This is a genomic window from Aerococcus viridans (assembly GCF_002083135.2).
Lineage (GTDB): Bacteria > Bacillota > Bacilli > Lactobacillales > Aerococcaceae > Aerococcus > Aerococcus viridans_C.
On record NZ_NBTM02000001.1, the window covers coordinates 1,446,742 to 1,470,970 of the forward strand.

Here is a 24,229-nt window from a genome sequence, read left to right on the forward strand (position 1 = left end):
CTTTTGCTTTCTTATTCGTCCGAGGCCATTTCTTGCTTAAATTTTTGATAGCGTACTCTATTAATAATATTTTCCAAAGACTGGAAATTATACTGATACGATTCACTTGTGATTGTATAAATTTCCTTTCCGGGAATAGATGGAATAGAAAATGAGCTACAAATAATATCATAAGGACTTTCGGCTAATAGTGGTATTGATATATCCCAATTGTCCCAAGTTTCAACTTTTACTCTTGGCCCAAAAATGGCTTTAATGATATTTGCTGCTTGCTTAGAACCTTCCCAAGTAATTTTAGCCAAAACAAGAATATTTGCAGCTGGCATTTTATTGGTTAGATTATTAAATAAATCTTCCCAATAATTTAAAACAGAGTAAACAGTAGCGTAAAGTACGTGGGGATTATAATTATCACCAAAAACTAGTTTACAATAATTCTGCATACCTTCAAAAACCGCGTCGTAAAAAGCAGGATTATAATTACGGATTATTTGGTTGTGTTCCAAAAAATGGTCACGTAAAATAAATGGTTTAGAGACTGTTTGACCTTCAATTAAAATAATATTGTATAATTCCAGTAAAAGTGCCTCCCGATTTGGCAAGGGAACCTTAAATTTGTGAATTAATCTATCTAGCGTTTCTTCAAGATAATTTAAAATGTTTCCTATATGTTCATCAGAACTCCTGAGCGCTTCAATTTCTGCATAATCATATTTAAAATCTTGTTCAATAAACAAACCTAAAATTTGTTCAATATATTCTTTGTCAAAGTCTAAATCAAATTTTTTATTTAATTCGTCTAAATCAAAATCGTAGATAACTATCGCTTCAGATAAAGAGTCTTGCAATCGTGTAATTGGTAGAGGATGTTTATGGCCATATTCATAGCGAATTTCATTCACAATTACACTAATAGATAGTGAATGTAAACTATAGATATCTAATTTGTATGGGGTATATGAAGCCATATGTAAGAGTAAATTTTGATAAAAATTACGATCATGGTCTGGAAATGGCCAATGTAAGATATCAGAAGACTCTATGAAAAAACGTTGCATAAATAAGCGTATATTTAGTTCATCCCCACTAAATTGATAAGGGTCTGAGTCAATGGAAAAACCATACTTTTCAGTGAGTACTTTATTAATTTTTAGAATAGATCGGTAAGTTGTTGATTCAGAGACAAAAAGGATATTTGAAAGCTCTCCCAAAGTAGCCTTATCATGGAAGAAGATATATTGAACAATGGTGAAATAGGTATTTGAGTTATAAACTGCACGATACAGATTATCAATCGAAGTGTTGTTTTTGTATTGAATACCATATAAATCGTCTACTTTAAAAATATCTATGAAATCATAATTATCATTAATATTACGAATAGTCTCCATCACCATACGGTTACTAATATTAGCGTAGGTTGCAATATCTTTCGCCTGTTGTGGTGTACCAATATGAGTCAAAAATTCTAATACTTCGATTTCTCGTCTTTGTTTATTTGTCAAAAGTTCTCGCATATATATCACTTCTAATTTAAAATTAGAAAACTCCTTTCTACAAAGATATCTCCCCTATATAATATAATGTATTTGTATTAAAGGCTAGTAACATGTAAAAAATCTTGCAATATTTACGAAAGTAAATTAGCATAACAAAAAATAAACAAAATTAAATAATATTTGTATTTATTAAAACTTAAGTAATGAATGAGTAAATTCATCGGAAATGAATTCTATTGAGCATTAAGGTGAATATAATTGTTCAGAAAATCAATCTGAAAAAATATTCAAAAAAAATTTAAATAAGGAAAACGATAGATGTGTTATCAATCCAAGTGAATGCGTACTACATTTATGCGTGTCGTTGTTGTATAAGGAGCCTACTTATGGTTAAGCCATTAATTGTTATCTCAACACTAGAACTTGATAAAGAATTGATTTAACTATTAGCTAATATTAGGGAGGATAATCAAGATTTATCTATCTTGATTATTAATGATAGTAGTGGAAATAAATACCAAAATATGTTTTATCAAACAGAGAAAAATTTTAATGCACAAGTGATTCAACACCCTAAAAATCATGGCAAGGATGATGCATTAAAGACAGCGATGGCGGCTTTATTGGTTAACTATCCCGAAATAGATTTGATTGTTACCATTGATTCTGACGGCCCAAATTCTTGCAGCGATATGATGAAGCCGGTTGAATTAGCAAAGTAATATCCAGATGGACTCGTCTTAGGAACAGGACAATTTGATAGAAATGTGCCATTTATACTTTGCTGCTTATATTGACGGGTTAAAGCCTTCATTTTATTCCTTATAGTATGTATTTTTATCTATGCGATATGGATCTTATATCAGTGGATGAAAATCTAAATCAGCAATCTTTAAAGTGACGCCAATTAGCTTTGGTAACTATTTCCTAATGGTGTGTTTATTAATATTTTCTTGCAGATTCATTTAAATCATTATGATAACTATTCTCACTGAGCGACCATCGTTAAATTTCTTTACACCGAAGGGCGGTTACCGGATGTACGTGATACATTAATCGCTTATACTTCTTATCCAATGGGGTCATCTTTGTTAGTATACTTTGCAACCTATCTTGCAGGTTATACGGATAGTGTTTTAATGATAGGGCAGTTTGCATTAATTCTCTCCTGTATTTACGCGATGTTTTCAGTAGTCAGAGATTCTAGTCGGATCCTTATTCTTGCTATGTTATTTAATATCATCGCTGCTTTTAACCACTTCAATAAGGCTATTCGTATGAACAACCTACTCGTTGATTTCTTATTGCCTTTACTCGCATTAGCTGGGATTGCTGGCATTTATAATATGCGCCATAATCTAAAAGCCATGAGTATCTATACCTTACTGGTTGTTTCTGCTTTAACCTTAGTCAAATCAAGTGCTATTTTCTTTGCAGCAATTATCATGGTTTACTACCTATACGAAAGTATCAGACAGCTTTTAGGGGAGAGGGGTAAATTCAAATCAAGCTTGGTTGTGCTAATGACAAGTGTCTTATCCTTTATGCCTATTTGGCATTGGAACATCCATGTAAAGGCTAATTTCCATGTGACAAAACATGAAGTTTCAGTGACCTCTTACCAAGAGATATTTCAAGCAAAAGATGGCACAATTATTCACCAAATTACTGATTTATTCATTAACACTATCACAAGTCTATCCACAGTTTCCACCCGAGGTATTCTACTGGTTCATGTGATGATGATTGGCGTTTATATCATCATTCGTTGGGGAATTGGCAGGAAGAACCCTGTCCTATGGCAATTAGCATTAATCAATATCATTGCAATTGTCTACTATATAGGCATATATGCGATGTTTCTATTCTCCATGCCAACAGAAGAAGCCTTGTATCTCGCTGGGTTTGACAGGTATGCATCAAGCATGGTCATTATGGCGCTAGGCCTAGCGGGGATGTTTCTTGCTAGACAAATCGATTATGCTTTTTATGAACAACGAATCAATTATAGAAATTTTAAATCTTATAAATCCATCAAGACAAAAAAACTATGCCAATATACTTCAATATTCTTGTTATTCTCATCAGTCTTATTGATTATTTCAGAATCAGGCGGATTGTTATATAACGACGTCAATTATCAAACATCAGCTGCAGGTGAAGTCACTAGCATAACAGGAAATCATATGACCTTAAATGATGACCGATACCTAATCGTTACACCAAATAAAGAAGAAGTCGATAACTACTTCGTTCGGTTCTTCGGTAAATACTGGTTATACTCACCCAACGTCGATGGTAGAGAAGACTTTAATATGTCACTAGCGGAATTTAAGGATTTAATTGCGTCCTACGACAAAATTATGATTTTAGAAGATCACTATACCTTTAATGAAATGACTGAATTATTAAACGGTATAACCTATCAACCGGGTATATATACTAGTAAGGAATTACTCGCTAACAACTAGGACTCTGTTATAATATAAACCATCATATTTAAAGGAGTTCTCTCATGTTATATAAATATCCTTATCAATCTGAATTAGGCATCATTACATTACTAGCAAACGACCATGGATTATTAGGCGCATGGTTTGAGGATCAATCCAATTTTGGCGGTACATTTGATCTCGAAAAGATTGAACCTATTGCAGAGTTTGAGCAATCAAAGATTATCAATGAAGTGGTAAAATGGTTAGACGCATACTTTAAAAAGCAACCACTTGAAACAGTCGATTTTCAATTAAGGCCTCAAGGGACTGCCTTTCAGCAAGATGTGTGGACCGAATTACAAAAAATCCCTTATGGCGAAACGATTACCTTAGAGCAATTATTAGATAGAATTGATTCTAGACAAACTAAAGGGCGAGGATCAGTAAATACTTTGATTGGTGCAGTAACAAGTAATCCAATAGCTATTATGATACCAAGCCACCGCGTCTTGATACCAAGCAATCAAGCAGGGAATCTACTTGCCACAAATCATTTAGGACAAGTACTTAGAGAATTTGAAAGAAGATAATCCAAAAAAGCATCAAAACCAATAGAGGAATGGTTTTGATGCTTTTTAGTATGGTGATTATGCTTGTAGAGGAAAATAAGATGATATAAGTTCGTATGTATGACAAATTACTCAAGGAATCCGGGATCTATGATAGAATGTTGATGTTTGAGTTATAATTTGAATCACGAGCAACTTCACTTACAATCAATCTCGTGAGTGAATAGGTTTTATGTCGATTTTGTCTCTCTACTCATCTATTTTACACGACGTTCAAATATATCATATTGTTTACCATTTTCTAATGGTCTCACCTCTGAACATTTATTAAATAGATATATATATACTAAATCGGACTTATTTTATTCATATGATAAAAATTTTAGAATAATTTAACAAATATCTAGTAAAAAATAAAAATTGAGCCTAAAAAGTGATATTTGTTTGCTATAATAATGAAGAATTACCTAAAATGGATTGGAGGTCGAGAGTTTATACCTCACTTTATGGAAACATTTATGGTTGAATATGATAGATTAAATGATTTAAGAACGGTCAAGTCATCTTTAAGCATCTGTACAATCGACGCCTCTTTTTATGTCATGGGGGAAGCCTAACAGGAATGGCTTTAGATCATTATGTAGATTTGGCTTATTAACCACGTTAGAATCAGTATGTGCAAATTCAGTGTCTAAATTTCCCTCATAAGAAAATTTTTTCATATGACCATGATATAGAATATATTCCAGGTTTCTGGGGTACATATATCCATGGTGCTGTAAAAGCTTCTCTATCGGTGGATTATTTTCATCTTTAGCAGTTACTACAGCTTATCTAATAGCACTTTCTACCAACAAGAAACAGGTATTGCTGAAATGAAGACAATTTATGAAATTTTAAAAGATGCAGAAGGTGTCTATGGCGCTCGCCCAAGTGGTGCTGGATTCCGTGGGGTGGTTATTAGTTTAATGGATCCAACTTACAAAGAACGGATTAAAACTCAGATTGATGCAGTTTATCCTTTAGAATATCCATAAATTAAAGATAAGTATAAAGTGAGTTTCTGTGTGACCGAAGATGGGGCAAGATTTGTAGATGTGGAGGAACTTATTTATTGAAGGCAATTTTATGGGGTGCTGGTTATGCAACTCGCTTATATCCATTATCAAAGGATAAGGGTAAGCTGTTATTAGAGGTTGCGGGAGAAAAAATTACAGACCATATTGTGGAGAAATTGTTCAAGTTCCTGAAGTTGATGAAAATAGAAAAGTAATAAATTTATTGAGAAACCATATAATCCAACGTATCATCACTGTGTACCAACTTTTTATGTATTAAAGGAGAGCACACTTCCTTTAATTAACGAATATTTGAATGAAGGTAATAATCCAGATGTACCTGGTAACTTTATCCCATATTTAATTCAACACATTGACGTAAAAGCCATTATGTTTAAAGGTAAGCGTTACGATATAGGTACAGTGGATAGTTATAGTAAAGTGCAACAAATTTTCAGCGATAAATGATGAAGTATAATTAGCCTAAAAAGGAGTATTAAATATGATAGAAAGAATCTTACTATCTTCTCCTCATATGAGTGAAGAAGGATTTGAACGTGAGTTTGTTAACGAAGCTTTTGATACCAATTGGATTGCACCACTGGGTAATAATGTGAATAGATTTGAAGAAGAATTAGCTGAAATGGTAGGAACTAGTAATAGTTTAGCATTAGACTCTGGTACTGCAGCAATTCATTTAGCGTTAAAAGCAGTAGGAGTAGGTCAAGGGGATAAAGTTTTTTGTCAGTCATTAACCTTTGCCGCAAGTGCAAATCCGATTATGTACCAAGGTGCAGAACCCGTTTTTATTGACTCTGAATATGAAACTTGGAATATGGATCCAGAAGCCTTAGAAGAAGCTTTTCAAAATCATAAACCTAAGGCAGTAATTGTTGTGCACCTTTATGGTGTAGCAGCACAAATAGATAAAATTAAAAAAATTTGTGATAAATACGATACACCTTTAATTGAAGATGCGGCTGAAAGCTTAGGAACGATTGTAAATGGACAATGGACAGGTACTTTTGGAGATTACGGTATTTTCTCATTTAATGGAAATAAAATTATTACTACTTCTGGTGGTGGAATGCTAATTTCTGAAAATGCAGAAGGAATTGCTAAAGCAAAATATTGGGCAACACAAGCACGCGAGCCAGTATTACATTATGAACATAAAGACTATGGATATAATTATCGTTTAAGCAATTTATCTGCAGGTGTTGGACGTGGTCAGTTAAAGGTTTTAGAACAACGTATTCAAAAGAAAAATGATATTTTCAATAGATATAAAAATGCTTTTGAAGATATTGATGAAATTATTATGCTTGTTGACAAGGACGATGAACGTTCAAATCATTGGCTATCCCCAATGATTATTAAAACTAAAAGAGTTACCCCCCAAATGATAATTGATAGGCTAAATGAAGAAAATATAGAATCAAGACCGATATGGAAGCCGATGCATTTACAGCCTGTGTACAAAGGTTATTCATACTATGGTGATAATGTTAGCGAAACATTATTTGAAACAGGTATTTGTTTGCCAAGTGATACAAAAATGACAATAGACCAACAAAACCAAGTTATTAAATTAGTAAAGGAATTATGGAGTTAGAATGGGTGTTTATAAAAATGTTATAAAGAGAATCTTAGATGTAGTGGTTTCAGGACTATTGCTAGTAATTTTACTACCACTTTTATTGTTTATAAGCCTACTTATAAAAATAAAACTAGGCAGCCCTGTAATTTTTAGTCAAGACCGACCAGGGCAAAATGAAAAAAATTTTAAAATGTATAAATTTCGAACTATGACAAATGAAAGAGATTCTCTTGGGCAATTGCTCCCAGATGCGAAAAGATTGACAGGTTTTGGTAAAAAATTAAGAAGAACCTCTCTTGATGAATTACCAGAATTATGGAATATATTTATAGGTAATATGAGTTTTGTAGGTCCAAGACCACTATTAATTCGATACCTGCCTTATTACACAATTAAGGAAAAACAAAGGCATAATGTTAAACCAGGGTTAACTGGCTTGTCTCAGGTGAACGGAAGAAATAACTTAGAATGGAATAGGCGTTTAGCTTTGGATAGTTTTTACGCTAATAATGTCACTTTTCTTTTAGACCTGAAAATTATTTTAAAAACTTTTATAAAAGTTTTTAAAAAATCTGATATTGCTGATGGGGATGAATTAGAAATTAGGAGTTTAGATATTGAAAGAAATAACGAAAATCGATTATCTTAATGTAGAAAATTTAATAGATCAGAAAGATTATATCATTTCTATGATGATGGAATCGTGGGAAATCAGTTTTCCAAATGATTTTGACAAGGAAGTTAAAGTGAGAGCCAGATATAAGTCTTTAGTAGAATATATTATGCTAAAAAAAGCAAAAGTATTAGCTGCAATAAGAGATGACAAAATAATAGGCATTCTCTGGTATTTTACTAAAAATGGCTTTATTTATCATGTTAACCAGTTAGTCGTTTCAGAAAAAGCTAGGCGATTAGGTGTGGGTAGTAAATTAATGAATATGCTTACTGAAGAAGCAAAGAAAGAGGGGATAGATGAAATTGAGCTTTTTGTATCAAAAGCTAACATGGGAGCAAAGAAATTTTACGATAACCATGGATTTGAAGTTGAACGGATATTTAATCATGGATTTGAAGTTGAACGGATATTAATGAGGAGAAATATAGATGATTGATATATATTTTAAAGATGAGTATGGAGAATTGTATGAAAAATTACCTACCCAAGAATTTATAAAATTTAAATATGAAGATGAAATTGGGGTGATAACTAATCGTTTTTTAAAAAGGAAAATCCCAGAGAATATACTAGACTCTATAGAAGAGTATTTTGACCTGATTACTCCATATGGTTATGGGGGGCCCGTAATAGAAAAAATTAACATACCCGAGAAAAAGGAAGAGTTACTAAAAAGATATGAGAAAAGTTTTAAAGAATATGCGATAGAAAACAATATAGTTTCTGAATTTGTACGTTTCCATCCTATAGTTAGAAATGCTCATGATTTCCAAGATATCTATGAAATTTCCTTTAATCGAAAAACTGTTGGTACTAATTTAAATTATGATGATCCTTTTACTTCTGAATTTTCAAAATCTACAAAAAAACTTATTAGAAAAATTTTAAAAGACAACAATATTACATTTGAAATAATTGAGGAACCGTCCTCGTTAAAAGATTTTGAAAAAATATATTATTCTACTATGGATCGAAATGAAGCCAATGATAGCTATTTTTTTTCAGAAAATTATTTTAATGATATGATTAAAAAATTGTCAAAGAATATAGTTGTCGTAAAAGTCTACTTTAAAGGTACTTTAATAGCAATGAATATAAATTTTAAATACCACAATGTACTACACACTCATTTATCGGGAACATTGTCAGAATATATAGAATTTTCACCGGCCTATCTACTGAAATTCGCTTTAGTTCAATTTGGTAAGAGAAATGGTTTTGAGCTAATTCATTATGGTGGAGGCAAGACATCTTCTGAAGAAGATAGCTTATTAAGTTTTAAAAAGAAGTTTGGGAAAAATACAACATTTGATTTCCATGTAGGTAAAAAGATATGGCAAGAACCTTTATATCAGAAATTATGCAAAATGACTGGGAATTCATATAATTCCAGTTACTTCCCTGCATATAGAGCGGATGAGTAGAAATATTCTATTAAGTAAATTATTCAAATAGGGAGTAAATATGAGAAGTATATTTTATATGAGTTTGTTTATAATTTTTTGGGCTAACATAGGGTATCCTTTATCAATTTTAGCGATAGGAAAAGTAATTAAGCGAGATAATAAAAAAAACTATTCAAATAAACCTTCGGTTACTGTCATGGTAGTTGCCCACAATGAGGAAAAGGTTATTGAAAATAAATTAATAAATCTAAAAGAGTTGAATTATCCTAAAGAAAATATCAAGTTTTTAATAGCATCGGATAATAGTACGGATAATACCAATAGAATAGTAGAAGAATATCAGAAAAAAAATCCTGATTTCCCTTTAGAACTGTATATATCCAAAGAGCATAAAGGTAAGACCAACGCACAAAATGAAGCACAAAAAAGAGTACAAACAGAATACTTAGTAATGACAGATGCAAATTCTATGATTGATAAAGATGCTATTATTGAACTAATGTCTAGTTTTACATCAGATAATATCGCGTATGTAACAGGAAAATTACAATATATAAATGAAAAATCTAGTACAACCAGTTCAAATGAATCTTTTTATTGGAAACTAGATTTAACTGTTAGAGAAATAGAAAGTAGAATTCAGACTATTACTGCAGGCAATGGGGCTTTATATGCAATAAAAAATGATAAATATTACGATTTCAATCCCATAAATAGTCATGATAGTATGATGCCTCTATTTTTTGCACTTAAGAAAGAAAGAGCAATTGCTAATCATCAGGCATTAGTTTATGAAAAAGCTGGTGAGACTATTTCGGATGAGTATGGGCGTAAGGTTAGGATGAACAGAGCACTACTGTCGCATATTATACCTGATATAAGAATACTAAACGTTTTTAAATTTCGCTGGTTTTCTTATTTTTATCTAGGACATAGAACCGCACGTAATTTATTGTGGTTAGCTCATGCTTTGTTGTTAATTTCAAACGTATTTTTGGCATTGTATGCTCGATTTTATTTTTACGCTTTTATAATTCATATTGCTATATTAATTTTAGGCTTATTTAAACCATTTTATAGCAGCAATAATAGGTATATAAATTTAATTCATTATTATGTTATAACGATAATAGCACAATGGAATGGTATAATAAATATTTTAAGTGGAAAAGCGAAACCGGTTTGGGAAAAAGCAGAAAGTACAAGACAATAGCCATTTATTGATATTTTTTTGTTGTAGAAAGGATAATATAAGTTGAACATTTTACACATAGCAGCTGTTTCTTTTAACAAAAAGTCTGGAACTAGTGTTGTTATACCTAAGATAGTTGAGGAGCAAAATAGACTTAAAAATACAAATGTAGCATTATTAAATTATAGTAGGAATGTAGAACTTACTGATAAACAAATTAACGAAAATTATAATTTTGATTATATCCCATACAATAAGCAGCTTAAATCACTTGAAGGGTTATCTGTTCCGTTTGATAGGCCGGATATAGTGATAATACATGGAGTATACCAGTGGAGGATAAATGATCTAATTAAAGAAATTATAAAAAAGGAGATTCCTTATATTCTCGTGCCTCATGGATCTATAACGGTTACTGCCCAAAACCAAAATAAAATAAAAAAACAAATTGGTAATAAACTATTTTTCAATAGCATTGTTAAAAATGCAAAAAAAATTCAGTACCTATCTAGTGGAGAGGCGGAAGCTTCTACGGGATGGAGTAGTAATTATTTTGTGTTAGGAAACGGTATAGATATACCAAAGAAAAGTAATAAGCGAAACTTTAAAAATAAAAATAATCAGCCAATAAATATTAACTATATAGGAAGATTAGATATTAGCCATAAAGGGTTAGATTATTTATTGGAATCTGTGAATATAATCAAAAGACATTTAGAGGATAATTTCATTAGTATAAATATATATGGTCCTGGTAAGAAGAATAATGAAGAAAAAATTTCTAAATATATAAAAGAGAATAAATTAGATAAAATTGTAAATATGATGGGACCAATATACGGTATTGAAAAGGAAGAAATGTTCTTAAATACTGATATAAATATATTATTATCAAGACACGAAGGATTGCCTACAACTGTTCTAGAAGCTCTTTCTTATGGTATTCCTACACTATTAACACCAGGTACTAACCTTGCAGATGAAGTAGAAAAAAATAAATGCGGTTGGAAAGTTGAAGCTGATACTAAAGAAATCTCTAGTAAAATTAAACAAGTTTTAATCAATTCTACAGAAGAAGAGATTGATGAGTATAAGGCAAATGCAACCAAGTTTGTAGAAGTTAATTATGGATGGGAAAAAATAAGCACTATCGCTCTTGAAGAATATGGGAAAATAGTAAGCTTACAAAAAACAAAAGGGAAAACTTTATGATTTTACATTTCACAATTGGGATATATATATTGCTAATCGGTATAATTTTTTCAAATTTCGAGAAAAATATGAATAGAGGGTTGACTACAATTGTATTATTCCTATTTTTGTTTATACTATCTGCTTTTCGCTCAGATAGTGTAGGTACAGATACACAAAATTATATTCAGACATTTAAAATAATTTCAACTGCAGCTTCGTTAAACTTTGAATCTTTTGATATGGAGGCGGGTTATTTATTTTTTAATAAAATTCTAGCAATATTATTTAATAATCCTCAATGGTTATTAATAACTACAAGCGCAATTGTATTTACTGGGGTTGGCATTATTGTATATAGATACTCAAAAAATATATGGATGAGTACATTTTTGTTTTTTGGACTAAATTTTTTTACATCATCGATGAATACAACCAGAACCTTCTTATCTTTAGTGATACTTTTATTCTCTATTCAGTTTATTTTTAAAAACGACTTTTTTAAATTTTTAATAGTTGTTATGGTAGCAACCACTTTTCACCAAAGTGCTATTATATTCATAATAGCATGGTTTATTTCAAAAATTAAATTGAATAAATTTACACTCCTAATTTTCACAAGCTTAAATTTACTAATCTTTTTGTTTTTGCCATTACTGCTTAGGTTAATAGTGATTGTATTTCCCACATATTTGAATTACTTGAGTAGTAGTTTTTACGAAGATGGCGTTAAATTAGCTAGTGTCATAAATTTTTCTATTAATTTACTAATATTTATAATAATTTATTTACTGTACAATTCTTCATATGTTAATAGGGAACTAATGCGTCCAGAAGATATCAATATATTTAATAAAAGTCTAAACATTCTCCTTATTGGCGTTTCTCTCTCTTTTTTAGCAATTAGATTTAGTTTACTAACTAGAGTTAGCTATTACTTCATGATAATGTCAATTTTATTACTTCCGAATGTAACAAAGTTGGTAAAGAAAAGAAATCTTCGAATGGCTTTAATGTTCACTATAATTTTTATTTTCTTTATGTATACAATGATAGTAAATGCCATTAGACCAGAATGGGATTCGATTTATCCATATAAATTTTTTTGGAATAATTAATATAATTTTTTATTTAATATAGTTAGGAGATAATAAATGAAATATATACTAGTTGAAATAGGACCGATAGCTCAATTCCCGCCTGCAATGAATGTCTTACAAACTCTTGATGATTTAAACGTGGAAGTTATATTAATAACTAACCAGATTACTAAAGAAGTTAAGGAAATTTGTTTAAATAGAAATATAAAGTATATTGAGATTTTACCTGAGCTATCACATGATATTTCAGTTACTAAAAAGATAAGAAGACTTTTCAAAGTAAGAAAATTAATTTGGAAAGAAATTAATAAAATCTATGATGATAACACTGTAGTTTGGGTCTGTTCGGATAATGCCATAAAACATCTAGGGAAAGAATTACTAAATAAAAATTATATTCTGCATATGTACGAATTGAGTAAAAAAATCCGTATCATTTCTAAATTACCTTTTTTAACAATTTCTACAGAAAGATATGCAAAATCAGCACTTGCAGTCATACAAGCAGAATATAACCGATCTCAAATTTCAAAAATATGGTGGAATCTAGAAAAACTGCCATTTATTTTACCCAATAAACCATATGAAAATGTAATTGAAACAAAAGAAGTAAGAGATTTTGAAATAGAAATTTCAAAATTATCTAATCGGAAAATTGTCTTGTATCAAGGCGTAGTGAGTAAGGAGAGACCGTTAGATAATATAATTGAAGCTGTAAATCAGTTGGGTGATGATTACGTATTTGTTTTAATGTCTAATAAAAATCCTTATGAGCAATTACAAAAGGAAAATTACTTATACATCCCTTTCGTTAATCCACCCGAACATTTAAGAATTACTAAATATGCTTTTATCGGTGTACTCTCTTATAAACCAGTTGACAGTAATTATTCAAAATTAAATGCACTTTATTGTGCTCCTAATAAATTGTTTGAATATACTTCTTTTGGCATTCCAGTTATAGGAAATGATGTTCCAGGACTTAAATTCCCAATTGAAAAGTTTAATATGGGAGCTATCTATTCACAGGATAATGTCAATCAAATTAAAAAATCTATACTATTAGTAGAACAAAATTATAATTTATTTAGTTCCAATGCAAAAAAATACTACGATTCAGTAAATGTTCATGAGATTATAGATAATGTTTTGAAGGAAGTTAACGTTGAACTTAGAAGGAGAGAAAGGGAGTGAATCAATTAAATAAAATTTTGAAAAATAGTAATATTAATAATGGAATATGGTTATACATGCTCCAAATATTCAATACTGTAATACCATTAATAACGTTACCTTATGTGACTAGAGTTTTAGGAGCTAAACAGTACGGAGATTTTGCAATAGCATTAAACATTATAAATTACATGGTTGTTATGGTAGATTATGGTTTTAATCTATCAGCGACTCGAAAAGTTGCTCTAAACAATAGCAAAGAAGGCTTAAATAGATTATTTTCTACAATTGTAATCATCAAACAGTTTTTGCTACTAATTGCTTTGATTATTCTTATAACATATTTATATTTTTCCGACTATAATCAAACTCAAAATTTGGTATTTATGGTTTTATTTATTTCATTGATAGGATATTCGTTACAGCATAACTGGTTGTTTCAAGGATTACAACAAATGAAATTTATTTCTATAATTAATATAACAGGTAGGTCAATATCAATATTACTAACATTTTTGTTAGTTAAAGGCCCAAACGATTTAATAATTTATGGTTTGTTATACTCAATTTCTCCTGTTATTGGAGGGATTATGTCGGTTTTACTGGCTTTGACAAAATTTAAACTAAAGTTTGTTAAAGTACACATAGATAATCTTGTTGAAGAATTGAGGGACGGTTGGTATGTCTTTACTACTTCCTTTAGTAGTAAAGTATTCGGGTCAATTGGAATTACCTTTCTAGGAATATTTTCTTCTAGTAGTATAGTTGGAATTTATTCAGCTATAAATAAGATCCCAACGACGCTACTTATGGTATGGCAACCTATAAGCCAAATACTGTATCCTATCTCCAGCAAAAAAATGGAGAAATCTTTCACTGAGGGTCTGTCATCAGTGAAAAAAAATTCCAAATATATTGTTCCCATTTTTATCATAGTAGCATTAGCTATCGCTATATTTTCAGAATCAATAATAAAATTAGTTTTCGGAAATGAGTATTATATTTATAGTTATTGGATATTTCCTTTACTAGGATGGATGATATTTTCAATAGTGAATAATTTTATGGGCGTGCAAATTCTATTAGCAGCAGGTTTTGAAAAAGAGTACAGCAACGCATTTCAAATTAGTATTTGTATTAATATATTTTTGAATTTTGTATTAATAAAACTTTTTGAAGGAAATGGTGCAGCAATTGCTCCATTTTTATCTGAACTGATACTTACATTTATCCTAAGTTTAAAAATAAAAGGAAAATTTAAAAATGGAGGTCAAAAATAATGAAAAAAATAATGGTAGTATTTGGAACCAGACCGGAAGCCATTAAGATGAGTCCTGTGGTAAAAGAATTAAAAGCGCGAAAGTCAATTCAAACGATTGTTTGTGTTACAGGTCAACATAAAGAGATGTTGGAACAAGTTTTGAGTACATTTGATATTATACCGGATTATAATTTAGAAATTATGAAAGATAACCAATCACTATTTGATGTGACTATCAATATTTTAGACCGTATTAAGATAGTTTTGGAAAAAGAGAATCCTGATGTTGTTTTAGTTCATGGTGATACATCTACTACATTTGTAACTTCATTAGCTTGTTATTATAAACAAATTCCAGTAGGTCATATTGAAGCAGGTTTGCGGACGAATAATATATACTCTCCATTTCCCGAAGAGTTTAATAGGCAAGCTGTAGGATTAGTTGCAAAATATCATTTTGCACCGACAATATCAGCAAAAGATAATCTTCTAAGTGAAGGGAAAAATTCTGATGATGTGTATGTAACAGGAAATACAGCTATCGATGCTTTAAAGACTACAGTAAACGATACATATACTCATGATTATTTGGATTGGGCATCAGATAGTAGGCTAATTTTAATTACTGCACACAGAAGAGAAAACTTAGGTAAGCCCATGGAAAATATGTTTAAAGCTATTAAACGAATTATAGATGAGACACCCGATGTTAAAGCAATTTATCCTATCCATATGAATCCAATGGTTAGGGACGCTGCAGAGAAAATTTTAGGACAAGTGGACAGAATTAAAATAATTGATCCTTTAGAAGTTGTTGATTTTCATAACTTTATAGCGCGTTCTTATTTAATTTTAACTGATAGCGGGGGTATCCAAGAAGAGGCCCCTGGACTTGGTGTACCAGTACTAGTAATGAGGGAAACTACTGAAAGACCTGAAGGTATACGAGCAGGTACTTTAAAATTAGTTGGAACAGATGAAGAAGTAATTTATAAAACTTTTAAAGAGCTTCTAGAAAATCAACAGATTTATGATTCAATGAGCAATGCGAGCAATCCTTATGGAGATGGTACGGCTGCAAAACAAATTGTAAATATATTAGAAAAGAACTAAAGGCTCATAATCGATAATGTATCAGAAAATTATGGTTCCATAGTATATAGGGCTGATAACTTTTTTGAAGAAAGAGTTCTGTATCAAATAGTGTTGGTAGGAAATTCTTAGGAATTTGGCTCTACAATATATAGGACTGATGACTTCAAAAATGAACTGCCCCCTGTCAAGTAGACAAGCAAATAAACAAATTTTTGTGTGCCATGTATGAATTTCTCATGCATGGCTTTTTCTTATAATGGAATCCGTAATCCCATTGATAAAGTAACGCGTTTCGAGTTATAAAAGTTAATGTAAGTATTAATGGCGCTCTCTAAATCTTCAAAATATTCAAAATGTCTTCTTCTATAACAATCATCCTTAAGGATGCCCCAGAAACTTTCCATAGGTCCGTTATCAATACAATAGCCTGGTCTCGACATACTTTGTATAACCTCATTTCTCTTTATATATTCTTTGAACCAATGGGAAGTATACTGATAACCACGATCACTATGTATCAAAGTCTTATTTGGTAACAGTTGACCTTCAATTTGCTTAAATGTTTCAGCTACGAGGTGGTTGTTATTGGAAATTCCTAATTTCCACGCAATAATTTTCTTCTCACCATAATCCAAAACTGCACTCAAATAGGCTTTAGAGTGGTTATTGTATTTTAATTCTGTTACATCAGTTAACAGGACTTCATTTGCTTTATAAGTTTTTTTGAATTCGCGATTTAACACATTTTCAGCTACATTTTGTGGTTTATGCGGTTTATAGTGGTATCGTTTCTTACGAATAACTGATTTTATACCTAAATGAGTCATTACTCTGCATACACATTTATGATTAGCTTTCTCCTCACAATAGTGATTCAAATAAATCGTCATTTCCTATATCCATATATACCATTAACTTCTTCATTCACGTCAATAATTGTCTTCATGATATTATTTAAGCGTATTTCCTCAGCCGTCGGCTTTCGTTTTAACCACTTATAATATCCAGCACGACTAACCCCTAATACCTGACATAAAAGAGTTATTTTGAATCCTTTTTCTTTTAGGCAGGAGATGGTTTGAAATTCCGCTTCATATCGTGCTCTTTTAATATCGACCCTCTTTCTATCTCCTCGAGCTTTTTTAATACCGCATTCTCTGTTTTTAAGTACTCATTTTTAGCTTTTAAAGTAGCTATTTCTGTACGTAACTGTTCAGTTTCAGTTTGAATCGTAGAAGGTTTTCGGCGTCCTCGTCCATCTATTAGGCCTTCACTTCCATGTTTTTTATATTTTTGAACCCATAAGTAAACGTTATTATAAGATACTTGATATTTTTTTGCTGTTTGCATATATGATAAGTTATTGGATAAACAATCCTTGACCATTTCTATTCGCTCACTGGTCGTTGTTTTTCTCATTTTCATAGTGTACAACTCGGGTTTCGTACTGTAACTCTTACTACTTTTACCCTCAGTATACTTCATTATCCAATAACTTACAGTTGCTACAGCAGGAACATTGAATCTTAGTGTTAGATCTCGAAGAGATCCCTCATCGTTTAAATAAGCATTAACTACCTCTTGTTTAAATTCTTCAGAATATATATTATTTAATTTTCTAGGTTTCAAAGCCTCTAAACCATACTTTCGATATTTATTATCATATTGATAGAATATTGTATTATGTATCGATAACCCATACTCTGTTACCAAAGTTGGATAATTTATACCATCTTTGATGAACATCAGAATATATTTTTCTAACACATCTGCAGAATATACTTTTCTATTCATAAAAAAATCCCCTCTAAAGTAGACTTATTTTATTAAGTGTCTGCTTTAGAGGGAGCATATCAAAAAGTCATTAGTTCTATATTTTTTTACAAAATAAGAGGAATCTCTATTATCATAAAGTTAACCACAATCATAGATAGAATAGGAGATTCCCGTATGAATAAGGTTATCAATACCACGTTGCAATTGAAAGATGAAAATATAACCTTTGAAGATAAAGTTGAAGAAATAACAGTTAAGAATATAAAGTCACCGATCTATTTCGGCAGGTTAGATGTAAATCCTCAGTATTGTCCAGCCTGCGGCTGTGTTAAACAAGGAAATAGTATCGTTAAGAATGGGGCTAAAAAAATCCAGAATCACGCTAACAAATATATCAGGGTTACCTGCCTACCTTGAATTACGAAAACAACGCTATCACTGTAGAGAATGTGATAGCTACTTCACTGCTAAATCAGAGGTAGTCGGTGATAACTATTTTATTTATAAGCGCGTTAAACGGATGATATTAGACTTTGCTACCAATGCGTGGTCACTTAAAGATATCGCAACGGCATGCAACGTTTCTGGTGAAGAAACTTCAGGCAAACTGACTTATATCCCAATTATCGGTATCCTTATATTCAAGCTTAGGGCTTGTGATGCGTGTGGAGTCAAAAATGAATCGACTGAAGATATTATTAAGTATGGCTTTAGAACGACATTTGTAAGATTACCTGATGGTCCGGCGAATTTGGCTGATTATGATATTGAGGTTGTAGAAGTGCTTTTGGATGATTTTGATGAGAAATCTCATTTTCCCTATATAACTGTTGAAATCCTTGGTAGTGTGAAGAATTTGGATGTGATAAAAGTGCATTTACGTGGAGTAGATAAGCTGTTTGTTAATAGTGGCAGCTACTTTAATGATGAGTGGACTGAAGGGCAAATGGCTAAGCTATTTAAGATTTTTCATACCTATGTTATTGGCAGACCAAATGGGTACTCCGAGGGTGTTTACTGGCAATAGGCTTGGACCTTTTTACTTGGGAAAAGCGTTCTTTACCAATATGTTTGGGCGGATGAAGTCCTTAAAGGTGGCAGCGAGAGACCAAATATATTCAAAAATCTGGGTTGATCAATTGGCAACGTCTCATGAGGTTACTTTCATTCGTGATGACTTGCCTATCATTCATCTAGATATTCAAGCTATGACACTAACAATTAGGTCGATCCAGATCGCTATATTGTGCGGGAGGGCTAACAACTATTGAATGTGAATAAAAATTTTGTAGGAGATATGAAGCGCTATCATGATTTAGTTATTGTCTTTCTATCATTAATAGTGGAAATGATTTGGAACAGTTCTTGAACGAGCGAATTCTTGAATTGATTTTAATCAATTATTCAGATAAAGATTATTTACCGATGCAAAATGCGTTGCGTATTTTGGGTCAAGCAGAAATAGTGATTACTTCTCATTATCATGCCTTAGTTTTGTCCATTGCTAATAAGGGGCTAATTTTTTCAGTGATGAAGGATGAGGTGGGCGATAAAGGGGATTACTACAATAATAAATGGTGGTTTAACTCAACAAGTTTTTGATGATTTAGGTATCGATGAGACACGTTTAATGAAAATAAATTTCGCAGATACTTTTGAAATGGTGAAAAATTTTACTATCATAGGTTGAACAGCAAAATCACTACATATCACAATTTTTTCTTAGAAAACATAATTGTACTGATTCAATTACGTATAGATTATAAAAATGAGTATATGACAAGTAATATTGTATAAATAAGAAAAAACCTTTCTTTCGAGCTATATCTAGGACTATAATGTAAGGGGATACAAAGTTTATCTAGCAATATAAATTGATCAAGAAACACAACATGATATATAATTGCGAGCAAATTTGTATCTTTATATTCTAAACTGAGGGAGATTTCTAAATAAAACATGTAATTTCGTTTTGCCAATGTTTGTGTGAATAACCTTTTTCAAATATCCGTTTTACATTCACGGTTATGAAGAGAAAAAACGCAAAAGTATGTTGTTGTTATTTTGTATTTTTAGTCAGTATACATTCTATGGGATGTTGTTTTAATATATGTTGAAATACAGAATATGATTGTACATTTATTGATATGAAGATCAGTAACAGTTGGTGCGTGGCATTTATTTTTATAATGAAATTGTGGTGGAGAAAATGGATAAAGTAGCTATTATCGGTGCAACGAACGCGATTGGCCGTCAGGCGGTAGAACAATTTTCTATGGCGGGCTATGAAGTCATCGCTGCACATTATGAAGATGTTGAAGTTCCAAACTTACCCGGTGTGGAATATATTTTTATTCAACCGGGGGATACTGCGATTGTTGAGGATATCTTGGAGCAAGCGCGGATTGTGATATTACCGGTAGTTACAGAAATCTGTGATATTCCAAAACTTATTAACTATGAGGAACGGTTATTCAATATTATTGACATCTGTGAAGACTTACCGATAGATGAATTTTACTATACTGTAGCGAGTGCTGAGCATCCAGATGAGATTGATTTTGAAATGAAGCAAGTACAAAAACGATTAAAAGCATATATCGAGAACGCTGACTTAAATCAACAGCCAATCGATATGTTTAAATTTGCAGATCAATTTACTGAATTGATCCAAAGGGATGTTGCTTCGCTTGCAAGGAAACACAATAATACGATTATATTTGATTTTTGAAAATGACTCCTTTCTTTTCATTCGATGATTTCCATGTGGTAAGATAAGACAAAAGGAAATTGCTTATCAAAATGGGGAATGCAGATGAAAGGAATTAATCTTGTTCGACTTGCGGGCTTTTTTGCCGGCATGAGTATCGCTGTTGGGTTAGTATGTGTGATTACCATCAGTAACCTCATTGTTGATGAGGAACCGAAAGTATCGGATATTATTGTTGTACCAGAAGGCGCTAGTGAGCGGGCTGGTGAAGCAGTTGATTTGCTTGAAGCAGGTTATTCACGGTCAGGAAAAATTATTGTAAGTCCACTAACCCAGTCAAATCTAGATTTTTATGTGGGAGCGGGTGCACCAAGTGATGCTTTAATTAACGAAGGGAACGCTACGTCTACCTATACCAACGCACGAAACACCTTGAAGATGATGCAAGAAATGGGCTATGATTCAGCCATTATTACTTCATCTGACTACCATATGCTGCGGACAAAAATGATTTACGAACGGCAAAATCGCCATTACGGGTTTGATTTAACATACGTCGCTACCTATCATGATGTTGCCGGTGAGGAAGTGACTTGGTGGCAAGCCAATCGTCAAGCTGGCTTTAAAGAAATCAAGAAATTTTGGGGCTACATGTTCTTCCTTTACCATTGGGTAGATGAAGACTAGCAAGTGAGTAAAAAAGTCATCCAACTAGGGTGGCTTTTTTTAGCCGTAAATGCGGCATATTTGACGTATTTTCGCCTATTGCAGGCCAAGGTATTACTCTAGTAGGGACAAGGGACTTCTCAAATCCTTAGAATAAGCGCTAAGTACTCGGTACGGGCGTTACAGTTATAACACGATACAAGCAGTCGGTCTGCTAAATTTTGTTTAAGTGCATAGTAAAATGTATAATGAAGACAACGAAAATTCCGAAATTTTTTAAAAAAGCTAAGGGGTATATATGGTTAACGAATTTTTTACATCCGGTAAATCTTTTTCAGAAATGGAAAATTCAGTTTTAGAATATTTAAAGTTACATAAAAGTAATCTTAAGCAGCTAACTATTCAAAAAGTAGCTGATGAGACGTATATATCAAAGTCGACGATTTTTCGTTTAAGTAAGAAGTTAGGTTTTGAAGGGTTTACGGATATGATATATCACTTGAGTAAACAGGATGTAAATGTTGAAAATAAGGACCTAGATACCTACGTCAGGGGCATTAATGAAGATGTGAGAAATATTTTCATACAAAATGAAAAGGCACTAGCACAATTTAGACAAATGATACGAGCAAATAAAAGTGCCTTATACGTAATTGGAACGGGGTATTCTGGTATTTTAGGTGAGTATTTTTATAAAAGGTGCTTGGGAAAGGTGAACTTGTTTATTACGCGAATGGTGCTGATTCAAATACATTATACTTAAACAACCTAAATCGTATTTCAAACATTATCTGTATTTCTAAAAGCGGGGAAACAGCACTGGTCAATAATAAGGCCATGATTGCGAAAGAACATGGTAAAGGGGTGATTTCTTTCACGCATTCCTCTGACAATACGTTGGCCAAGCAATCAGATATCGCTTTTATAGTAGATGATAACCAGTTTTTAGATCGTAATAATGTATATTCAACCCACTTTTATTCTTTACTCTTTCTTTACTTGGAGTATGTCATTGAAGAATCGTTTAAATAGTAAGCAAAGCGTCATTATCCTTTGATTGGGTTGACGCTTTTTTTATGGAAAATGTTTCATTTTTAAGAAAAAATGTTCAAAAATACTAAGAGCAAACATTTGTAAGCGTTTTAATGTTAAAGTAGTTTTATTCAAAGGAGGTTCGAAATATGAACAAGAGTCAAAATTTAATGGATGTAATGCAGCGATTTTCCAAGGCGATGTTTATTCCAGTTTTAATTCTACCGATTGCTGGTTTATTAATTGCGATTGGCAACATACTGGTAAATCCTAACTTGTTAGCCGCTATGCCATTTTTAGATAACCCAGTCTTAACTAGTTTTGGTAGTATCCTAACAGGGTCACTGGTAACGATTCTACAAAACTTAGGACTGATATTTTGTGTAGGAATTTCAGTTGGTTTAGCTAACAAGAAAAAAGGTGAAGCTGGTTTCACTGCAATGTTAGCCTTTCTTGTCTTTATCAATGCGATGAATCGTTTTATGGACTTGCGCGGTATGTTGGTAGATCCTGAAGCCTTACAAGGTAGCGGACAAACAATGGTGTTAGGCGTTCAAGTATTAGATATGGGTGTATTTGCCGGGATTATGCTAGGTTTAATCATTGCGCTTATTTTCAATAAATATGCTGAGATTGAATTTAATAATGCCTTTAATATTTATGGTGGTACGCGGTTTGCCTTTATTGTGTTGATTCCAATAGTTGTGATGTTTGCAATTGGTATGACCTTTATCTGGCCATTCTTCCAAGCAGGGATTAATTCTTTAGGGGGATGGATTCAGCAAGCAGGTAATTTTGGAATTTTCGTTTACGGTGCATTAGAACGTTTATTAATTCCAACAGGTTTACACCATTTAGTGTATACACCATTCCTTTATACATCATTGGGTGGGATTGAAACGATTGGTGATGTGGTTTATGAAGGATCAAGAAATATTTACTATGCTGAAATGGTCGATCCGGCTATCCAACAGTTATCACAAAGTGTGATTTGGGATGCGCGTGGTATTTCTAAAATGTTTGGTTTAATAGGTGCTTGTTTGGCGATGTATGTTACAGCAACACCAGAGAAGAAACAACAAGCTAAAGCAATTCTAATCCCAGCAGCTTTTACATCATTTGTAGCAGGGGTTACAGAGCCTATTGAATTTTCATTCATGTTTATTGCACCAATTCTATATGTTGTACATGCAGCTTTAAGTGGTTTAAGTATGGTAGTTTTAAATGTATTAAACGTACGCTCGATTGGTCCAAATGGTTTTATAGACTTCTTATTAATGAATGTACCTTTGGGTATTCAAAAGACAGGTTGGCCAATGTATATATTAGTGGGCCTAGTATTCTTTGTTATTTACTTTGTTGTCTTTAGAGTATTAATTCAATTAATGAATCTAAAAACGATTGGTCGAGAAGATGATGGAAATGAAACCAAACTTTATTCTAAGCAAGACTATATGGAGAAAAAATCTACTGGACAAACGCAAACAGCCACTGCTTCAAATAATGATCGCGAGGGTATAGGGTTGACTGTTGTTGAGTTGTTAGGTGGTAAGGACAATATCGAATCTGTGACAAACTGTTATTCAAGATTAAGAACCGTTTTAAAAGATCCAGATTTAGTTGACGAAGCTGGTTTGAAAAATGAAACCCAAGCCAGTGGTGTGGTCAAGAAAGGGAACAATGTCCAGGTTGTGTACGGGGTTCAAGTTGGATCTGTCAGAAAAGCAGTCGACCAAGTGCTAGGATTCGAATCAGAAGATTAAATAGAATGATTATAGGCATAAATGAGG

The 24,229-nt window shown here is 32.0% G+C and carries 26 protein-coding genes; 23 read left to right on the forward strand and 3 right to left on the reverse strand.

Going from position 1 to position 24,229, the window contains the following annotated elements:
- Positions 1-11 precede the first annotated feature (11 nt).
- The gene (locus A6J77_RS06800; RefSeq protein ID WP_083069336.1) at positions 12-1,517 is read right to left on the reverse strand and encodes a helix-turn-helix domain-containing protein; all 1,506 of its coding nucleotides are present in this window, start codon (positions 1,515-1,517) and stop codon (positions 12-14) included.
- Between the two features lie 467 nt (positions 1,518-1,984).
- Here A6J77_RS06800 and A6J77_RS06805 point away from each other — a divergent pair, with 467 nt between their 5' ends.
- The 16 genes from A6J77_RS06805 to wecB all read left to right on the forward strand — a co-directional run bounded on the left by A6J77_RS06805 (position 1,985) and on the right by wecB (position 16,273).
- Positions 1,985-2,221 carry a hypothetical protein gene (locus tag A6J77_RS06805; RefSeq protein ID WP_083069338.1) on the forward strand — a complete coding sequence of 79 codons (237 nt, stop codon included), beginning with the start codon at positions 1,985-1,987 and terminating at the stop codon, positions 2,219-2,221.
- 504 nt (positions 2,222-2,725) lie between these two features.
- Positions 2,726-3,970 carry a hypothetical protein gene (locus A6J77_RS06810; RefSeq protein ID WP_083069340.1) on the forward strand — a complete coding sequence of 415 codons (1,245 nt, stop codon included), beginning with the start codon at positions 2,726-2,728 and terminating at the stop codon, positions 3,968-3,970.
- A gap of 44 nt (positions 3,971-4,014) precedes the next feature.
- The gene (locus tag A6J77_RS06815) at positions 4,015-4,524 is read left to right on the forward strand and encodes a methylated-DNA--[protein]-cysteine S-methyltransferase (RefSeq protein ID WP_083069351.1); all 510 of its coding nucleotides are present in this window, start codon (positions 4,015-4,017) and stop codon (positions 4,522-4,524) included.
- Between the two features lie 854 nt (positions 4,525-5,378).
- Positions 5,379-5,540, forward strand: a complete 162-nt coding sequence (locus A6J77_RS09275) for a hypothetical protein (RefSeq protein ID WP_107645668.1) — start codon at positions 5,379-5,381, stop codon at positions 5,538-5,540.
- A 77-nt stretch (positions 5,541-5,617) separates the two neighbouring features.
- A complete protein-coding gene (locus A6J77_RS09280; protein ID WP_193756651.1) occupies positions 5,618-5,776 on the forward strand; it encodes a sugar phosphate nucleotidyltransferase in 159 nt (52 codons plus the stop codon).
- A gap of 7 nt (positions 5,777-5,783) precedes the next feature.
- Complete coding sequence (locus A6J77_RS09570; RefSeq protein WP_107645672.1) at positions 5,784-6,029, forward strand: sugar phosphate nucleotidyltransferase; 246 nt, start codon at positions 5,784-5,786, stop codon at positions 6,027-6,029.
- 34 nt (positions 6,030-6,063) lie between these two features.
- Complete coding sequence (locus tag A6J77_RS06820; RefSeq protein ID WP_083069353.1) at positions 6,064-7,176, forward strand: DegT/DnrJ/EryC1/StrS family aminotransferase; 1,113 nt, start codon at positions 6,064-6,066, stop codon at positions 7,174-7,176.
- A 1-nt stretch (position 7,177) separates the two neighbouring features.
- On the forward strand, positions 7,178-7,810 hold the full coding sequence (locus A6J77_RS06825; protein ID WP_083069355.1) for a sugar transferase: 633 nt from the start codon (positions 7,178-7,180) through the stop codon (positions 7,808-7,810).
- On the forward strand, positions 7,779-8,273 hold the full coding sequence (locus A6J77_RS06830; RefSeq protein WP_083069357.1) for a GNAT family N-acetyltransferase: 495 nt from the start codon (positions 7,779-7,781) through the stop codon (positions 8,271-8,273). The genes A6J77_RS06825 and A6J77_RS06830 overlap by 32 nt, the downstream gene beginning before the upstream one ends.
- Positions 8,266-9,261 (forward strand): GNAT family N-acetyltransferase, encoded by a 996-nt coding sequence (locus A6J77_RS06835; protein ID WP_083069359.1) that lies wholly within the window; start codon positions 8,266-8,268, stop codon positions 9,259-9,261. Before A6J77_RS06830 ends, A6J77_RS06835 begins: the two co-directional genes overlap by 8 nt.
- Positions 9,262-9,319: 58 nt before the next feature.
- The gene (locus A6J77_RS06840; RefSeq protein ID WP_227645139.1) at positions 9,320-10,456 is read left to right on the forward strand and encodes a glycosyltransferase; all 1,137 of its coding nucleotides are present in this window, start codon (positions 9,320-9,322) and stop codon (positions 10,454-10,456) included.
- Positions 10,457-10,498: 42 nt separating this feature from the next.
- Positions 10,499-11,647 (forward strand): glycosyltransferase, encoded by a 1,149-nt coding sequence (locus tag A6J77_RS06845; protein WP_083069362.1) that lies wholly within the window; start codon positions 10,499-10,501, stop codon positions 11,645-11,647.
- 68 nt (positions 11,648-11,715) lie between these two features.
- On the forward strand, positions 11,716-12,744 hold the full coding sequence (locus tag A6J77_RS09575) for an EpsG family protein (RefSeq protein WP_227645195.1): 1,029 nt from the start codon (positions 11,716-11,718) through the stop codon (positions 12,742-12,744).
- A gap of 36 nt (positions 12,745-12,780) precedes the next feature.
- Positions 12,781-13,920, forward strand: a complete 1,140-nt coding sequence (locus tag A6J77_RS06855) for a hypothetical protein (RefSeq protein ID WP_083069366.1) — start codon at positions 12,781-12,783, stop codon at positions 13,918-13,920.
- Positions 13,917-15,179, forward strand: coding sequence for a flippase (locus tag A6J77_RS06860; RefSeq protein WP_083069368.1), 1,263 nt, complete (start codon positions 13,917-13,919; stop codon positions 15,177-15,179). Before A6J77_RS06855 ends, A6J77_RS06860 begins: the two co-directional genes overlap by 4 nt.
- Positions 15,179-16,273 carry a non-hydrolyzing UDP-N-acetylglucosamine 2-epimerase gene (wecB, locus tag A6J77_RS06865; RefSeq protein ID WP_083069370.1) on the forward strand — a complete coding sequence of 365 codons (1,095 nt, stop codon included), beginning with the start codon at positions 15,179-15,181 and terminating at the stop codon, positions 16,271-16,273. Before A6J77_RS06860 ends, wecB begins: the two co-directional genes overlap by 1 nt.
- A 233-nt stretch (positions 16,274-16,506) precedes the next feature.
- Here wecB and A6J77_RS06870 read toward each other — a convergent pair whose 3' ends face one another.
- Positions 16,507-17,145, reverse strand: coding sequence for an IS3 family transposase (locus A6J77_RS06870; RefSeq protein WP_102950026.1), 639 nt, complete (start codon positions 17,143-17,145; stop codon positions 16,507-16,509).
- Positions 17,146-17,317: 172 nt separating this feature from the next.
- Complete coding sequence (locus tag A6J77_RS06875; RefSeq protein ID WP_083069374.1) at positions 17,318-18,049, reverse strand: helix-turn-helix domain-containing protein; 732 nt, start codon at positions 18,047-18,049, stop codon at positions 17,318-17,320.
- A gap of 337 nt (positions 18,050-18,386) precedes the next feature.
- On the opposite strand from A6J77_RS06875, the gene A6J77_RS06885 reads away from it, so the two are divergent.
- The 7 genes from A6J77_RS06885 to A6J77_RS06915 all read left to right on the forward strand — a co-directional run bounded on the left by A6J77_RS06885 (position 18,387) and on the right by A6J77_RS06915 (position 24,202).
- Positions 18,387-19,058, forward strand: a complete 672-nt coding sequence (locus tag A6J77_RS06885; RefSeq protein ID WP_107645673.1) for a transposase family protein — start codon at positions 18,387-18,389, stop codon at positions 19,056-19,058.
- A gap of 338 nt (positions 19,059-19,396) precedes the next feature.
- Entirely contained in the window at positions 19,397-19,633 is a 237-nt protein-coding gene (locus A6J77_RS06890; RefSeq protein WP_127885816.1) for a hypothetical protein, read from the forward strand.
- Positions 19,634-20,240: 607 nt separating this feature from the next.
- Positions 20,241-20,762, forward strand: coding sequence for a hypothetical protein (locus A6J77_RS06895; RefSeq protein WP_083069384.1), 522 nt, complete (start codon positions 20,241-20,243; stop codon positions 20,760-20,762).
- 84 nt (positions 20,763-20,846) lie between these two features.
- Positions 20,847-21,428, forward strand: a complete 582-nt coding sequence (locus A6J77_RS06900; RefSeq protein WP_083069400.1) for a YdcF family protein — start codon at positions 20,847-20,849, stop codon at positions 21,426-21,428.
- Between the two features lie 277 nt (positions 21,429-21,705).
- Positions 21,706-22,170 (forward strand): MurR/RpiR family transcriptional regulator, encoded by a 465-nt coding sequence (locus A6J77_RS06905; protein WP_083069401.1) that lies wholly within the window; start codon positions 21,706-21,708, stop codon positions 22,168-22,170.
- Entirely contained in the window at positions 22,107-22,439 is a 333-nt protein-coding gene (locus A6J77_RS09580; RefSeq protein WP_083069402.1) for an SIS domain-containing protein, read from the forward strand. Before A6J77_RS06905 ends, A6J77_RS09580 begins: the two co-directional genes overlap by 64 nt.
- A 149-nt stretch (positions 22,440-22,588) precedes the next feature.
- Complete coding sequence (locus A6J77_RS06915) at positions 22,589-24,202, forward strand: PTS transporter subunit EIIC (protein ID WP_227645140.1); 1,614 nt, start codon at positions 22,589-22,591, stop codon at positions 24,200-24,202.
- Positions 24,203-24,229 lie beyond the last annotated feature (27 nt).

Bases quoted from the DNA above. Each gene is read 5' to 3' on its own strand.
- A6J77_RS06895 (WP_083069384.1), top strand. From the start codon at position 20,241: ATGGATAAAGTAGCTATTATCGGTGCAACGAACGCGATTGGCCGTCAG.
- A6J77_RS06870 (WP_102950026.1), bottom strand. From the start codon at position 17,145: ATGACGATTTATTTGAATCACTATTGTGAGGAGAAAGCTAATCATAAA.
- A6J77_RS06840 (WP_227645139.1), top strand. From the start codon at position 9,320: ATGAGTTTGTTTATAATTTTTTGGGCTAACATAGGGTATCCTTTATCA.
- A6J77_RS06855 (WP_083069366.1), top strand. From the start codon at position 12,781: ATGAAATATATACTAGTTGAAATAGGACCGATAGCTCAATTCCCGCCT.
- A6J77_RS09275 (WP_107645668.1), top strand. From the start codon at position 5,379: ATGAAGACAATTTATGAAATTTTAAAAGATGCAGAAGGTGTCTATGGC.
- A6J77_RS06810 (WP_083069340.1), top strand. From the start codon at position 2,726: ATGTTATTTAATATCATCGCTGCTTTTAACCACTTCAATAAGGCTATT.
- A6J77_RS09575 (WP_227645195.1), top strand. From the start codon at position 11,716: ATGAATAGAGGGTTGACTACAATTGTATTATTCCTATTTTTGTTTATA.
- A6J77_RS06875 (WP_083069374.1), bottom strand. From the start codon at position 18,049: ATGAATAGAAAAGTATATTCTGCAGATGTGTTAGAAAAATATATTCTG.
- A6J77_RS06835 (WP_083069359.1), top strand. From the start codon at position 8,266: ATGATTGATATATATTTTAAAGATGAGTATGGAGAATTGTATGAAAAA.
- A6J77_RS06815 (WP_083069351.1), top strand. From the start codon at position 4,015: ATGTTATATAAATATCCTTATCAATCTGAATTAGGCATCATTACATTA.
- A6J77_RS06885 (WP_107645673.1), top strand. From the start codon at position 18,387: ATGGGGCTAAAAAAATCCAGAATCACGCTAACAAATATATCAGGGTTA.
- A6J77_RS06905 (WP_083069401.1), top strand. From the start codon at position 21,706: ATGGTTAACGAATTTTTTACATCCGGTAAATCTTTTTCAGAAATGGAA.
- A6J77_RS06820 (WP_083069353.1), top strand. From the start codon at position 6,064: ATGATAGAAAGAATCTTACTATCTTCTCCTCATATGAGTGAAGAAGGA.
- wecB (WP_083069370.1), top strand. From the start codon at position 15,179: ATGAAAAAAATAATGGTAGTATTTGGAACCAGACCGGAAGCCATTAAG.
- A6J77_RS06800 (WP_083069336.1), bottom strand. From the start codon at position 1,517: ATGCGAGAACTTTTGACAAATAAACAAAGACGAGAAATCGAAGTATTA.
- A6J77_RS06825 (WP_083069355.1), top strand. From the start codon at position 7,178: ATGGGTGTTTATAAAAATGTTATAAAGAGAATCTTAGATGTAGTGGTT.
- A6J77_RS06915 (WP_227645140.1), top strand. From the start codon at position 22,589: ATGAACAAGAGTCAAAATTTAATGGATGTAATGCAGCGATTTTCCAAG.
- A6J77_RS06900 (WP_083069400.1), top strand. From the start codon at position 20,847: ATGAAAGGAATTAATCTTGTTCGACTTGCGGGCTTTTTTGCCGGCATG.